This is a genomic window from Thermomonospora sp. CIF 1, from assembly GCF_001896795.1.
Lineage (GTDB): Bacteria > Actinomycetota > Actinomycetes > Streptosporangiales > Streptosporangiaceae > Thermomonospora > Thermomonospora curvata.
This window is the reverse complement of sequence record NZ_MOYN02000013.1, coordinates 154,080-167,857: the sequence shown is the minus strand read 5'-3', so window position 1 is coordinate 167,857 and position 13,778 is coordinate 154,080. Positions and strand designations below refer to the sequence as shown.

Sequence of the window (13,778 nt, the reverse complement as noted above, 5' to 3'; positions counted from 1 at the left end):
CTGCGGCACGGCCCCGTACCGTTCCCCTCCGGAGAGGAGGTCCGGCCCGGCGACCTGTCTTTACTGTGCCGTGCCCGGGTTCATTCGGTGCTACATCGAGGTGACGTTCACGTTTCTTATCGCCGGAGGGTTCGGGGCGAACTCAGCGGCGCCAGATGAGCACCAGGGCGCAGTCGTCGTCGCGGGTGGCGGCCATGGTCTCCACCAGCTCCTTGGCGCCCTCGCCGAAGCCCTGCGGCACCAGCCGCTCGGCCTCGGTCAGCAGCCGGCCGATCCCGGTGTCCAGGTCCTGGCCGGGCGCCTCGACCAGGCCGTCGGTGTACAGCAGCAGCGCGTCCCCCGAGCGCAGCGTCCCCCGCTCGGCCTCACAGCGCAGCTCGGGGACCACTCCCAGCACCATGCCGCGGGCCGAGCTGACCTGCCAGGTGCCCACGGTGGAGTCGAACTGGGCGGTCGGCGGATGCCCGGCGGACTCCACCGCGTACTCGCCGGTCGTCAGGTCCAGCACCAGGTGCACCGCGGTCACGAAGCCCTCGTCCCAGTGCTGGCGGTGCAGGTAGTCGTTGCAGGAGGACAGGAAACGGTCCGGCTGGACCGATCCAAGGAGCCCGCCGAAGGCCCCCGACAGCATCAGCGCCCGCGTCCCGGCGTCCACGCCCTTGCCGGAGACGTCCACCAGCGCGACCTCCAACGTCTTGCCGTCGCAGGCGGAGACCACGAAGTCGCCGCCGAAGGAGGACCCGCCGGCCTGCAGCAGCACCACCTGCGCGCCCCAGCCGGCCGGCAGCGGCGGCATCTCCCCCTGCTTGCGCAGCCGGTCGCGCAGCTCCAGCAGCATGTACTCGCCGCGCAGCCCCTGGACGCCCAGCTGCTGGCGGGTGCGGGCCAGGCTGAGGGCCAGCACCGCCGTGATGACCAAGGTGGCGACCATGCCCGGCCCGACCGTGGCCATGCCCAGCCGCCACATGTCGTAGCCGAGCATCACGGCGACCACGCCCAGCAGCACTCCCAGGCTGCGCACCTTCAGCAGCAGCCCGCCGGCCAGCACGGTCAGCACCAGCCCGCCGGCCGGTGCCCACGCCTCCGACCAGGTGGCGCTCAGGCCCAGGCAGACCGCCACCAGGGCCAGTGCGGCGAATATGTAACGATCGCGGGTCAGCCCGCCACGCCTGAGCCACTGGTACAGCCGCACCAGCACGGGGATGCGGCGCAGGAACGCGCGCACCCTCGGCGGCAGCAGGTGGACCAGACGTTGCAACATCTCAGGCACTGTACCGAGCGACCGCCGCTCACGCCTCCAATCCGCGCCAGGGTTGACCTTTTGTAGCGCTTTGGCAACCCCGAGTAAACATCCCCGTGGGGGCCGCCCGGCACTGTCGCACGGCCGCGGCGGCGGGCAGGATGGACGGCGGAGGTGAGGCGATGTCCCAGCCGGGAATGCGGATCACTTTGGATGCGGCGATGCGGGCCAGGGACGTCTCCCGTCCCCGCCCCGAGGACGCACGGCCCGCACCGCAGGCGCCCGAAGCGTCACGGCCCGCCGGATCCCGGGGGGAGCTTTCCAAGAACGAGCGGCGGCGGCTCGGCAAGCGCGGCGCCCACCGGCGCTAGCGCCCGCTAGGGCAGCGGGGGCAGCTCGCCGGTGGTCTCATAAGAGCCGATCATGCCGATCCGGCGGGTGTGCCGCTCCTCCTTGGAGTAGGGCGTGTTGAGGAACACCTCCACGAACCGGGTGGCGGTGGCCAGGTCGTGCTGGCGGGCGCCGATGCTGATCACATTGGCGTCGTTGTGCTCGCGGGCCAGCGCCGCGATCTCCTCGTTCCACACCAGGGCCGCGCGGATGCCCTTGACCTTGTTGGCGGCGATCGCCTCGCCGTTGCCCGAGCCGCCCAGCACGATCCCGAACGAGCCGGGGTCGGCGGCGGTGCGCTCGGCCGCCCGCAGCACGAACGGCGGGTAGTCGTCGGCGGCGTCGTAGACCTGGGGCCCGCAGTCGACCGGTTCATGGCCGTTGTCCGCCAGCCAGCCGATGAGGTGCTGCTTGAGTTCGAAGCCGGCGTGGTCGGATCCAAGGTAGACGCGCATGGCTGGAAAGTCTGCCAGGCCCGCGGCGCGGGCCTGGCAGGGGGTCCCCCCTGCCGCCGGCCCCTGCGCCGCGGGCGGGTCAGGCCGACCGCCGCCACTGCGGCGGGGGCATCTGGAAGCCGGGGTCGATCTGGGCCTCCAGGTCCTGGCCCACGGCGCGGTTGCCCCAGCTCCGGGCGTTCTTGATGTGGAACTCCACGGCCTGGCGGTGGAACTTCGCCCAGTCCTTCTCCTGGGCGTCCACCTCCTGCAGCATGCGTTCCAGGGCCGCCTCGTTGGACCTCTCCAGCGCGACCTGCGCGCGGCCCTGTTCCATGGCGCGCACCGCCTCCGACTGCCCCACCCAGGTCAGCAGCGCGTCGCCGACGTGTTCGCGCAGGTAGGCCACGTCCTGCTCGCCGTGGACCTTGTTGCCCACGACCCTGATCGTCACATCGTGGTCGGCGGCGTAGCGGACGTACTGGCGGTAGACGCCCACGCCCCGCCGGGTGGGCTCGGCGACCAGGAACAGCACGTCGAAGCGGGTGAACAGGCCGGAGGCGAAGGCGTCGGCGCCGGCGGTCATGTCGACCACCACGTACTCGCCCGGCCCGTCGACCAGGTGGTTGAGGTACAGCTCCACCGCCCCGGTCTTGGAGTGGTAGCAGGCCACCCCCAGGTCCTCGTCGTTGAAGGCCCCGGTCACCAGCAGCGTCGCCCCCGCCACCTCCTCGCCGAGGGCGTGCACCGGGTCCTGCCCGCCGATCCGCAGCAGCCGCGAGCCCCGGCCGGGCGGGGTGGTCTTGATCATGGCGGACGCCGAGCCGATGCGGGGGTTGTCGCCGCGCAGGTACTCCTTGATCTCGGTGAGGTGGTCGCCCAGCGCCGGGATCTTGGCGGCCTGCTCCTCCTCCAGTCCCAGCGCCACGCCCAGCTGCTGGTTGATGTCGGCGTCGATGGCCACCACCGGCAGTCCCCGTCCGGCCAGGTAGCGGACGAACAGCGACGACAGGGTGGTCTTGCCGCTGCCGCCCTTGCCGACGAACGCGACCTTCACGATCCGTCCTCCCATCGAGCCTTCCGCGCCCCCGCCCCGCTCCGGCGGCAGGGCGGAAGGGGCCATTTTGGACATGAAAACCGTTGTCGATTTCGACAGCGGCCCGAGCCTATCCGGTCGCCACCGGCTCACGGGGGAATTCGGCTACTTTCCGCAGGACGGATCTGACGGAGAGCGACGTCCCGGCGGGGTCAGCGGCGGGCGAAGAAGGCCGGGTCGAAGCCGTAGGGCAGCTCCAGCCGGTGGGCGCGCAGCAGGGCCTCGTCGCTCAGCAGCTCGGCGGTGGGGCCGTCGGCGACGATCACGCCGCCGGACAGGATCAGCGAGCGCGGGCACAGCTCGGCCGCGTACGGCAGGTCGTGGGTGACCATCAGCAAGGTCACCTCCAGGCCGCGCAGGATCTCGGCCAGCTCGCGGCGGCCGGCCGGGTCCAGGTTGGACGACGGCTCGTCCATGACCAGGATCTCCGGCTCCATCGCCAGCACGGTGGCCACCGCCACCCGCCGCCGCTGCCCGAAACTCAGGTGCTGGGGCGGCCGGTCGGCGGCCTCCAGCATGCCCACCTGGGCCAGCGCCCGCTCCACCCGTTCCTGCAGCTCGGCGCCGCGCACCCCCAGGTTGGCCGGGCCGAAGGCGACGTCCTCGGCGACGGTGGGCATGAACAGCTGGTCGTCGGGGTCCTGGAAGACGATGCCGACGCGGCGGCGGATCTCCTGCAGCGTGCGGCGGTCGGCGGGGTCCACCGTCAGCCCGCCGACCCGGACGGTGCCCGCGCCGCCGTGCAGGATGCCGTTCAGGTGCAGCACCAAAGTGGTCTTGCCGGCGCCGTTGGGTCCCAGCAGGGCGACCCGCTCGCCGCGCCCGATGGTGACGTCGACGCCGTACAGGGCCTGGGTGCCGTCGGGGTAGGCGTAGGCCAGGCCGCGTATCTCAAGAGAGGGGGTCGTCACGTCACCATCCAAGCACTCAAGGCGACCAGGGCCGCGGCGGCGGGCAGGAGCGCGGCGCCCGCCCACTGGGCGGCGCCGGCCCGGCTGTCGTGCAGCACCGGCATCCGGCCGTCGTAGCCGCGGCTGAGCATCGCCAGGTAGACCCGTTCGCCCCGCTCATAGGAGCGCAGGAACAGCGCGCCCGCCGAGCGGGCCAGCACCCCGAAGGCGCGCACGTCGCGCGCCTGGAAGCCGCGGGCGGCCCGCGCCACCTTCATCCGCTGCATCTCGGCCACGATCACATCGGCGTAGCGGAACATGAACGTGGCGATCTGCACCAGCAGCGGCGGCACGCGCAGGTGCTGCAGGCCGATCAGCAGCCGGCGCGGCTCGGTGGTGGCGGCCAGCAGCAGGGACGAGACGGTGCCCAGCGTCGCCTTGGCCAGGATGTTCCAGGCCGACCACAGGCCGCTTTCGCTCAGCGTCAGCCCCAGCACCTGCACCTGGGGGCCGCGCGCCACAAGCGGCAGCAGCAGCGCGAACGCCACGAACGGCACCTCGATGACCATGCGCCGCAGCAGGAAGCCCGGCCGCACCCGGGCCAGCGCGGCGACGGCGGCCAGCATGAGCGCGTACACGCCGAACGCCCAGACCGCCTCGCGCGGGGTGCACACCACCGCCAGCACGAACGCCCCGGCCGCCGCCAGCTTGCACTGGGGCGGCAGCCGGTGCAGCGGGGTGTCTTCAGGCAGGTACAGCCGCCGGCCGAGTCCTGTCATCGCCGTATCAGACGGCCGGGGCCGTCCGGACTCCGCGGCGGCCTCCGGACGGCTCCAGCGGTGTGCTCCGTTTCTTCGCGACGGGGTTCATCAGGGCTTTCCGGCGCCGGATGCGGCCGGCGCGTCCGCGGCGGCCGAGCCGTCGCGGCGCCGCAGCACCCAAAACAGCCCGCCGCCGGCCGCGGCGGTCAGGGCGACGCCGATGACCCCGGCCAGCCCGACCGACAGCCGCTCGTTCTCCACGCCCTTGACGCCGTAGTCGCTCAGCGGGGAGCCCGACAGCGGATGCTCCTTCTCCTGGGCGGCGAACCCCTTGTCCTCGGCGACCTTGGTCAGCCCGTCGGGGTCGCCGCTGGCGTAAAAGCTGACCACCCCGGCCACCACCAGGGCGACCAGCAGGAAGACCACGGCAAAGCGCCGGTTGCCGGTTTTCATCTGCCTCAGACCTCCACCGAGCGGGGCGTGCGGATCTCCAGCGGCGAGGCGGGCCGGCCGCGCAGCCCGTACACCAGGTCCGGGCGGACGGCGGCCACGGTGCCGACGGTGATCGCCGTGATCACGCCCTCGCCGATGCCGATCAGCAGGTGCACGCCGAGCATGGCGCCCAGCACCGCGCCCAGCGGCAGATCGGCGGTGCCGCCGAGGGCGAACAGGGCCACGAACACCAGGGCCGAGGCGGGCACGGACGCCAGCGCCCCCAGGAAGGAGGCCGCGGTCAGTCCCGCCCTGCTGTGGGCCAGGCCGCCCGGCAGCAGCGCGGTCACCGCTTTGAAGACCCCGTAGCCGACCAGCACCCCGGTCAGGGCCATGAGCGTGACGTTGATCCCATAGGCGGTGACCCCGCCGTCGGCGAACAGCATCTGCACTAGCAGCACGACCGAGATGCACAGCACCCCCGTGTAGGGGCCCACCAGGATCGCCGCCAGCGCGCCGCCCATCAGGTGCCCGCTGGTGCCGGCCGCCACCGGGAAGTTGATCATCTGGGCGGCGAACACGAACGCCGCGCTCAGCCCCGCCAGCGGAGCGGTCCGCTCGTCCAGCTCGCGGCGGGCGCCGCGCAGGCACAGCCCGATGCCCGCCGCCGCGACGACCCCGGCGCCGATCGACACCGGCGCGTTGAAGAACCCGTCGGGTACGTGCACTCCGTCTCACCCTTCCCATCCGGAGGGCCGATTCCGCACATGCGAAAACGAACCGTTCGTCCGATGGGTCCAGTTTGACGACACCTCTCTTGCAGTTGCAAGTGGCTCGCAATAACGATTTCCGTGCAGTACACGTACCCGACGGCGGGGCGATCAGGGACGCCGGCTCATTCGAAGCTCGGCTCCTCGGTGCGCGTCCGCTTCAGCTCGTAGAACCCCGGTGTGCGCGCCACGGCCAGCACCCCGTCCCAGAGCCGGACCGCGTCCTCGCCCTTCGGCGCCGGGGTGACCACCGGGCCGAAGAACGCCACGCCCTCCACCGCGATCACCGGGGTGCCGACCTCCTCGCCCACCAGGCCGATGCCCTCGGCGTGCGAGGCCCGCACCGCCTCGTCGTAGTCGGTGGACTCGGCGGCCTGCGCCAGCTCGGGGTCCAGCCCGGCGGCGCGCAGCGCGTCCTCGATGGTCGGCCGGTCGAACGGGAGCTTGCGCAGGTGCCGCCGCACCCCCAGCTCGGTGTACAGGTCGCCCAGCACCTGCGGCCCGTACTTCTGCTCGGCGGCGATGCATACCCGTACCGGCCCCCACCCTTCGGCGATCAGCCGCCGGTACTGTTCGGGGACGTCCTTGCCCTCGTTGAGGACCGACAGGCTCATCACATGCCAGCGGGGCTCGATCGGCCGCAGCGCGGCCACCTCGTGGATCCAGCGCGAGGTGATCCACGCCCACGGGCACAGCGGGTCGAACCAGAAGTCGACGGGGGTACGGGCCTGCGTCACTGCAGCCTCCTGCGATGTCAGGGATACGTCCGTTCCGGACAACCAAAATATTTATCGTTCAATTCCGGCTCGGGCCGTCTCCGGAGGACACCGCCGACGCCCGGTTGATAGACATGGACGAGCGGCAACCGACTTCAAGGAGTGGATGTGGCAGGCAACCTCACGCGCGAGGAGGCGCGGGAACGTGCCCGGCTGCTCACCGTCGAGTCGTACGCGGTGGACCTGGATCTGACGACCGGCGATGAGCGGTTCGGATCCACCACCGTGGTCCGGTTCGGCTGCGGCGAGCCGGGGGCGTCCACGTTCGTGGATCTGCACGGCGCGACGGTCCGCGAGGTGGTGCTCAACGGCCGGTCGCTGGACCCGGCCTCCTACGACGCGGACGCGGGCCGGATCCCGCTGCCGGACCTGGCCGCCGACAACGAGCTGCGCGTGGTGGCCGACTGCCGGTACTCGCGCTCCGGTGAGGGCCTGCACCGGTTCGTCGACCCGGTCGACCAGAAGGTGTACCTGTACACCCAGTTCGAGACCGCCGACGCGCACCGCATGTTCGCCTGCTTCGACCAGCCGGACCTGAAGGCGGCCTTCCAGCTGTCGGTCACCGCGCCCGAGGACTGGCAGGTGGTCACCAACGAGGCCGCCTCCTCCACCGAGCGGACCGGCGACGGCAAGGCCCGCTGGGTCTTCCCGCCCACCCCGCGGATCTCCACCTACATCACCGCGCTGGTGGCCGGCCCCTACCACGCGGTCCGCGACGAGTACCGCCGCGCCGACGGCTCGGTGATCCCGCTGGGGGTGTTCTGCCGCGCCTCGCTGGCCGAGCACCTGGACGCCGACGCCATCTTCGAGGTCACCCGGCAGGGCTTTGAGTTCTTCGAGCGGGTCTTCGCCCGCCGCTACCCCTTCGGCAAGTACGACCAGCTGTTCGTGCCGGAGTTCAACGCCGGGGCGATGGAGAACGCCGGGTGCGTGACGTTCCTGGAGGACTACGTCTTCCGTTCCCGCGTCACCGACGCCGCCTACGAGCGGCGCGCCGAGACCATCCTGCACGAGATGGCGCACATGTGGTTCGGCGACCTGGTGACCATGCGCTGGTGGGACGACCTGTGGCTGAACGAGTCGTTCGCCACCTACATGAGCGTGCTGTGCCAGGCCGAGGCCACCCGCTGGACCGGCTCGTGGACGACCTTCGCCAATTTGATGAAGGCCTGGGCCTACCGCCAGGACCAGCTGCCGTCCACCCACCCCATCTCCGCCGACATCCCCGACATCCGCGCCGTCGAGGTCAACTTCGACGGCATCACCTACGCCAAGGGCGCCAGCGTCCTCAAGCAGCTGGTCGCCTACGTGGGGCGGGAGAACTTCCTGGAGGGCGTGCGCCGCTACTTCGACCGGCACGCCTGGGGCAACACCGTGCTGGGCGACCTGCTGGAGGCCCTGGAGGAGACCTCCGGGCGCGACCTGACCTCCTGGTCCAAGGAGTGGCTGGAGACCGCCGAGGTCAACACGCTGCGCCCCGAGTACCAGGTGGACGCCGACGGCGTCTTCACCTCCTTCGCGGTGCTGCAGGAGGCCAAGCCCGACCACCCGACGCTGCGCTCCCACCGCATCGCCATCGGCCTGTACGACCGCACCGAGCGGGGCATCGTGCGCCGCAAGCGGGTGGAGCTGGACGTGGTGGGCGCCCGCACCGAGGTGCCCGAGCTGGTCGGCGAGCGCCGCCCGGACCTGGTGCTGGTCAACGACGACGACCTGACCTACGCCAAGATCCGGCTGGACGAGCACTCGCTGCGCACCCTCATCGAGGGCATCGGCGACATCGCCGACAGCCTGCCGCGGGCGCTGTGCTGGTCGGCGGCCTGGGACATGACCCGCGACGCGGAGATGGCCACCCGCGACTACGTGCGGCTGCTGCTGAGCGGCATCCGCGGCGTCACCGACATCTCGGTGGCGCAGACGCTGCTGCGCCAGGCCCGCACCGCCGTGCACCAGTACGCCGACCCGGCCTGGCGCACCACCGGCCTGCAGATGATGGCCGACGCCCTGTACGACCTGGCCCACCGGGCCGAGCCCGGCTCGGACTTCCAGCTGTGCTACGTGCAGGCCCTCGCCGCCTGCGCCGTCTCCGACGAGCACCTGGCGTTCCTGCACGGCCTGCTGGAGGGCACGCACACGCTGGAGGGCCTGACCGTCGACACCGAGCTGCGCTGGACGCTGCTGCGGCGCCTGGTGGTCACCGGCAGGGCCGGGCAGGCGGAGATCGACGCCGAGTACGGCCGCGACTCCACCGCCGCCGGGGAGCGGCACGCCGCCGGCTGCCGGGCGGCCATCCCCACGCCCGAGGCCAAGGCCGCCGCCTGGGAGCAGATCATCGGCGGCGAGCTGCCCAACGCGCTGTTCCGCGCCACGCTGGGCGGGTTCATCGACGCGGCCGAGCGGGTGGAGCTGCTGGAGCCGTACGCAGAGCGCTACTTCGCCGAGGTGGGACGCATCTGGGCGGAGTGGAGCAGCGACATGGCCCAGACGTTCGCCGAGGTCGCCTACCCGTTCCTGGTGATCGACCAGTCCACGGTGGACCGCACCGACGCCTACATCGCCTCGGCGAACCCGCAGCCGGCGCTGCGCCGCCTGCTGCTGGAGGGCCGCGACGGCGTGCTGCGCGCCCTGCGCGCCCGCGCCAAGGACGCCGCCGCCGGCTGACCCCGCCTCGCCGTGGGGCCTTGGCCTCCCCCGCTCAGCCGGAGGTCAAGGCCCCGAACGGCAGCGTGACCCGCACGGGATGCTCCAGCTCCAGCACCGAGCGGTGCACCGCGTGCAGCCGGTACTCCCGCGTCGCGGCGTCCAGGCGGAAGGTGAACTTGGGCACCCGCCAGAGCATCACGTCGTTGTCGGTCTCGACCGACAGGCACGGCCCTTCGGGAGAGCGAGCGGCCTCCAGCCCGCCGGCCGGCCTGCGGGCGATGCGGTTGTGCATCGGGACGGGCGATTCGCACCTGATGATGTGGCCGTGGACGATCTCGATCATCCGGGCGACGTCCTCGGGGAGCGCAAGATACTCCTCCTCGGTCATCACCTCGGGGAATTCCTCGAAGCACGCTGGAGTGGACATGCCATCGTCCTCACCGCATCGCCGTCTTCCGAAGGCCGGAGTCTAACGAGACGCCGAGTCCGGGGAACGTTGCAGAACGGGGGCGAGCAGGGCGCGGATGCGGGCGGTGGGCAGGTCGTCCAGGAGGACGGGGCGGCCCTGGGCGTCGGCCAGGGGGATGCGCCAGTTGGGGTGCTCGTCGCCGGTGCCGGGCTGGTTTTGAATGCGGCGTTCGCCCACGGCGTCGGTCAGGGCGATGCCGAGCAGGCGGGCGGGGGTGCGGGCCAGGAAGGCGTGCAGGGCGGTGACCACCTCCTCGTCGTGGGCGGTCGAGCCCTCGGCCAGGGCGCGCAGGATCTCCTCGGGGCGGGTGGTCAGCAGGCCCTGGTCGGCCAGCAGGGCCAGCCAGGCGGCCAGCGCGGCGCGGTGGTCGGCGGCCTCCTCGGGGGCGGGGCGGGTGAGCAGGCCCAGCCGGGCGCGCAGCACCACGTGGTCGCCGTGCAGGAAGCCGGTGACCGGGGGCATGTCGTGGGTGCCGACCGTGGCCAGGGCCGGCTCCCGCCAGGCGCCGGGCGGGCGGGGACGGCCGTGCTCGTCGCGTTCGAACCACAGCAGGTCGGTGCCGAGCACGCCGCGGGCGGCCAGGTCCGCGCGCACCTCCGGCTCGACGGTGCCCAGGTCCTCGCCGATCACCACCGCGCCGGTGCGGGCGGCCTCCAGCACCAGGCACGCCAGCATCGCCTCGCGGTCATAGCCCACATAGGTGCCCTCGGCCGGGGAGCGGCCCTCGGGCACCCACCACAGGCGGGAGATCTGCATGGCGTGGTCCAGCCGCAGGCCGCCGCCGTGGCGCAGCGCGGCGGCGAGCATGCCGCGGTAGGGCCGGTACTCGGCCTCGGCCAGGCGGCGGGGGTGCCAGGGCGGCTGGCCCCAGTCCTGGCCGCGCTGGTTGAACTCATCGGGCGGGGCGCCCACGCTCATGCCGGCGGCGAACACCGCGCGGTGGATCCAGGTGTCGGCGCCGCCGTGGGCCACTCCCACGGCCAGGTCGTGGACGATGCCGATCCGCATCCCGGCGCGGCGGGCGGCCGACTGGGCCTCGGCCAGCTGCTCGTCCAGCCGCCACTGCAGCCAGGTGTGGAAGTCGATGCGCCCGGCCAGGCGCCTGCGCTCGGCCGCCACGGCGGGGGCGGCCGGGTCCTGCAGCGCGGCGGGCCAGCGCCGCCAGTCCGGGCCGTGTTCTTCGGCCAGGGCGCACCAGGTGGCGAACGCGGTGAGCGCCTCGCCCTCCCGTTTTTTGAAACGCTCGTAGTCGTCCTGCTGCCGGGTGCCGCGCCGCTGCCGGTGGCAGATCTCCAAGGCGGCCAGCTTGGCCCGCCAGATGCGGTCCCGGTCGATCTCCCGCAGGGTGCGCGCCTTGCGGCGCAGCGGGGCGGCCAGGGCTTCGACGCGTTCGCGGTCGGCCGGCCCCAGGGCCGCGTACTCGGGCAGGTCCTCGATGCGCAGGTAGAGGGGGGCGGCGAAGCGGCGGCTCATCGGCGAGTAGGGCGAGGGGTTGACCGGAGGGACGGGTTCGGCCGCGTGCAGCGGGTTGACCAGCACGAAGTCCGCGCCCAGCGCCTCGGCTCCCCAGGCCGCCAAATCCGCCAGGTCCCGCAGGTCGCCCATCCCCCAGGAAGCGCGGGAACGCACCGAATACAGCTGGGCCATCAGCCCCCAGGCGCGCGGCGCCTCTTTCAGCCTGGCCGGGGCCACCAGCAGGGCGGTCTCCTCTTCCCGGCCGTTCCGCCGCAGGCGCAGCCGGTGCAGGCCCGGCGGCGTCCCTTCGGGGAGAAGGTACAGGTCATGGTCCACGGGGTCGGGCCCGGACGTGCGGCGGCGCCCGGCGGGCGGCAGGCGGCTCGTCCCGCCGTCGGCCCGGATCAGCAGGGCCTCGGCGCCGGGTGCGGGGCGGGCCGGGACGGCGATCCGCCCCGCGCCGGAGCGTTCGTCCGCCCAGCAGACCACCACGGGAGGCAGCGGACGGGTGCGGCCGCGCTCCTCCAGCCGGGCCAGTTCCGCCCGCACCGCCGCAGGGGTGGCGGCGTCCACGCCGAGCGCGGCCAGGACCGCGACGATGGTGTCGCGGGGCACCTCCACGGTGCGCCCGCGCCAGTCGGTGTAGCCGGTGCCGACGCGGTACCCCCGGGCCAGTCTGACCAGTTGCTCGTCCGCCACGCCGGGGACCGTTCCCGCAAATGCCGCCGGGCAACGCGAGTCCTTCTCCGGCGGCGGGCGGCTCAGGCGTCCCAGATCGGCGGGCGGCGGCGACGCCAGGGGCGGGCGGCCTCCAGCTGGGCCGCCAGGGAGATCAGCGTGCCCTCCCCGCCGAGCCGGCCGGCGAGCATCACCCCGATCGGCAGGCCGGCGGCGTTCCAGTGCAGCGGGAGGGTCACCGCGGGCTGGCCGGAGAGGTTGTAGACGGCGCAGAACGGGGTGAAGCGATTCTGCCGCTCGAAGTTGACGGCGGGTTCGGCGTCGTGGAAGTAGCCGACCGGGGCGGGCGGGGCGGCCAGGGTGGGCGTCAAGATCGCATCGAAGCGGTCCAGCACCGGCAGGGCGGCGCGCACGGCGTTTTGCAGACGGGCGTGCGCGGCCAGCAGCTCAGGGCCGCCGACGGCGTTGCCGCGGTCGCGCAGCCAGCGGGTGAGCGGCTGCAGCAGGTGCTCGCGGGCCGGGTCCACGGGGGTGAGGGCGGCCGTGACGCTCCACAGCAGCGCGAAGTCCGGCGCCAGTTGCGGGCCGAACACCGGCGGCAGCTCCTCCACGTGGTGTCCCAGCTCCTCCAGCAGCGCCGAGGTCTTCTCGTAGGCGGTCACGCAGTCGGGGTGGACCGTCGTCTCCAGCATCGGCGGGACGAGGGTGCGGGCGATGCGCAGCCGCCCGGGGTCGATGTCGGCGTAGTCGAGGAACCTGCGGCCCGGCGGCAGCGGCGGCGCCGTATACAGGTCTCCCGGCTCAGGGCCGTGCATCACGTCCAGCAGCGCGGCGGCGTCGCGCACCGTGCGGGCGATGGGGCCGTCGGTGACCAGCCCGAACAGGTCGGGGGCGAGGGGGCCGCGGCTGATGCGGCCCCGGGTGGGCTTGAGGCCGACCAGCCCGCAGGCGCTGGCGGGGATGCGGATGGACCCGCCGCCGTCGCTGCCGTGGGCGACGGGCGCCAGCCCGGCGGCGACCGCGGCGGCCGCCCCGCCGCTGGAGCCGCCGGCCGAGCGGGCCGGGTCCCAGGGGGTGCGGGCGGGCGGCGCGACCGCCGACTCGGTGTAGCAGGGCAGGCCGAACTCCGGGGTGGCGGTCTTGCCGAGCAGCACGGTGCCGGCCCGCCGCAGCCGGGTGACCACGGCGTCGTCGACGGAGCCCACCAGGTCCGCGCAAGCGGCCGAACCGCGCGTCAGCCGCACCCCGCGCACCGAGCTGAGGTCCTTGACCGGCACCGCGACCCCGTGCAGCGGCGGCAGCAGCCGCCTCTCGGCGCACTCTTGCACCCGCCGGGCGGCCTCGCCGGCCTGTCGGCGGGCCCGGTCGGCGGTGACCGTGACGAACGCGCCGACCCGCTCGTTCAGCCGCTCGATGCGGTCGAGGTAGTGGTCGGTGAGCTCCAGCGGGGACAGCTCGCCGGACCGGATCGCGGCGGCCTGCTCCAGCGCGGTCAGATCGTGCAGCCGGGTCACGAGGACGAACGGTAGCCGACCTCGCTCAAGACGGCCTCGGCCCCGGCCGTCACCGAGCGTGAAGGATCAAACTCGGCCGTTAAGGATATACAAGCATGTGCAGGGGTGAACAATAATCTGACCAGCGATGCAAAGTGCGACATCCTAGCCGAGGCGACGAAACTATGAACGACGCATCACTAGGCGCCTCCCGGCGGGATGACTACTCTGCGCCAAGAGGACCACGCCTC

General features: G+C 72.9%; 13 protein-coding genes. 2 read left to right on the top strand and 11 right to left on the bottom strand.

All coding sequences use genetic code 11. The features are described 5' to 3' along the window. Window positions 1-142: 142 nt before the first annotated feature. Window positions 143-1,261: a PP2C family protein-serine/threonine phosphatase gene (locus BUE48_RS06730; RefSeq protein ID WP_012851724.1), complete on the bottom strand. Its 1,119-nt coding sequence runs from the start codon at window positions 1,259-1,261 to the stop codon at window positions 143-145. Between the two features lie 161 nt (window positions 1,262-1,422). Between BUE48_RS06730 and BUE48_RS06725 the strand changes: the two genes are divergently transcribed. Beyond that, complete coding sequence (locus tag BUE48_RS06725) at window positions 1,423-1,611, top strand: hypothetical protein (RefSeq protein WP_012851723.1); 189 nt, start codon at window positions 1,423-1,425, stop codon at window positions 1,609-1,611. A gap of 6 nt (window positions 1,612-1,617) precedes the next feature. Here the strand turns inward: BUE48_RS06725 and BUE48_RS06720 are convergent, their stop codons facing one another. From BUE48_RS06720 to BUE48_RS06690, 7 genes are all read right to left on the bottom strand, one after another. Next, entirely contained in the window at window positions 1,618-2,085 is a 468-nt protein-coding gene (locus tag BUE48_RS06720; protein WP_012851722.1) for a ribose-5-phosphate isomerase, read from the bottom strand. A gap of 79 nt (window positions 2,086-2,164) precedes the next feature. After that, window positions 2,165-3,121, bottom strand: a complete 957-nt coding sequence (locus BUE48_RS06715) for an ATP-binding protein (protein ID WP_012851721.1) — start codon at window positions 3,119-3,121, stop codon at window positions 2,165-2,167. A 191-nt stretch (window positions 3,122-3,312) separates the two neighbouring features. Further along, window positions 3,313-4,083, bottom strand: a complete 771-nt coding sequence (locus BUE48_RS06710) for an energy-coupling factor ABC transporter ATP-binding protein (RefSeq protein WP_286989353.1) — start codon at window positions 4,081-4,083, stop codon at window positions 3,313-3,315. Further along, entirely contained in the window at window positions 4,068-4,829 is a 762-nt protein-coding gene (gene cbiQ / locus BUE48_RS06705) for a cobalt ECF transporter T component CbiQ (RefSeq protein ID WP_012851719.1), read from the bottom strand. The genes BUE48_RS06710 and cbiQ overlap by 16 nt, the downstream gene beginning before the upstream one ends. A 90-nt stretch (window positions 4,830-4,919) precedes the next feature. Continuing rightward, complete coding sequence (locus BUE48_RS06700) at window positions 4,920-5,264, bottom strand: PDGLE domain-containing protein (protein ID WP_012851718.1); 345 nt, start codon at window positions 5,262-5,264, stop codon at window positions 4,920-4,922. Window positions 5,265-5,269: 5 nt separating this feature from the next. Next, window positions 5,270-5,971, bottom strand: coding sequence for an energy-coupling factor ABC transporter permease (locus BUE48_RS06695; protein WP_012851717.1), 702 nt, complete (start codon window positions 5,969-5,971; stop codon window positions 5,270-5,272). 167 nt (window positions 5,972-6,138) lie between these two features. After that, a complete protein-coding gene (locus BUE48_RS06690) occupies window positions 6,139-6,750 on the bottom strand; it encodes a mycothiol-dependent nitroreductase Rv2466c family protein (protein ID WP_012851716.1) in 612 nt (203 codons plus the stop codon). Window positions 6,751-6,897: 147 nt separating this feature from the next. Here BUE48_RS06690 and pepN point away from each other — a divergent pair, with 147 nt between their 5' ends. Next, window positions 6,898-9,450 (top strand): aminopeptidase N, encoded by a 2,553-nt coding sequence (pepN, locus tag BUE48_RS06685; protein ID WP_012851715.1) that lies wholly within the window; start codon window positions 6,898-6,900, stop codon window positions 9,448-9,450. A gap of 34 nt (window positions 9,451-9,484) precedes the next feature. Here pepN and BUE48_RS06680 read toward each other — a convergent pair whose 3' ends face one another. From BUE48_RS06680 to BUE48_RS06670, 3 genes are all read right to left on the bottom strand, one after another. After that, window positions 9,485-9,859, bottom strand: coding sequence for a hypothetical protein (locus BUE48_RS06680; RefSeq protein ID WP_012851714.1), 375 nt, complete (start codon window positions 9,857-9,859; stop codon window positions 9,485-9,487). Window positions 9,860-9,901: 42 nt separating this feature from the next. After that, window positions 9,902-12,055, bottom strand: coding sequence for a 4-alpha-glucanotransferase (malQ, locus tag BUE48_RS06675; RefSeq protein WP_286989347.1), 2,154 nt, complete (start codon window positions 12,053-12,055; stop codon window positions 9,902-9,904). Between the two features lie 62 nt (window positions 12,056-12,117). Further along, the gene (locus BUE48_RS06670) at window positions 12,118-13,548 is read right to left on the bottom strand and encodes an amidase (RefSeq protein WP_012851712.1); all 1,431 of its coding nucleotides are present in this window, start codon (window positions 13,546-13,548) and stop codon (window positions 12,118-12,120) included. Between the last annotated feature and the right edge of the window lie 230 nt (window positions 13,549-13,778).

Bases quoted from the DNA above. Each gene is read 5' to 3' on its own strand.
- BUE48_RS06730 (WP_012851724.1), bottom strand. From the start codon at position 1,261: ATGTTGCAACGTCTGGTCCACCTGCTGCCGCCGAGGGTGCGCGCGTTC.
- BUE48_RS06725 (WP_012851723.1), top strand. From the start codon at position 1,423: ATGTCCCAGCCGGGAATGCGGATCACTTTGGATGCGGCGATGCGGGCC.
- BUE48_RS06720 (WP_012851722.1), bottom strand. From the start codon at position 2,085: ATGCGCGTCTACCTTGGATCCGACCACGCCGGCTTCGAACTCAAGCAG.
- cbiQ (WP_012851719.1), bottom strand. From the start codon at position 4,829: ATGACAGGACTCGGCCGGCGGCTGTACCTGCCTGAAGACACCCCGCTG.
- BUE48_RS06700 (WP_012851718.1), bottom strand. From the start codon at position 5,264: ATGAAAACCGGCAACCGGCGCTTTGCCGTGGTCTTCCTGCTGGTCGCC.
- BUE48_RS06680 (WP_012851714.1), bottom strand. From the start codon at position 9,859: ATGTCCACTCCAGCGTGCTTCGAGGAATTCCCCGAGGTGATGACCGAG.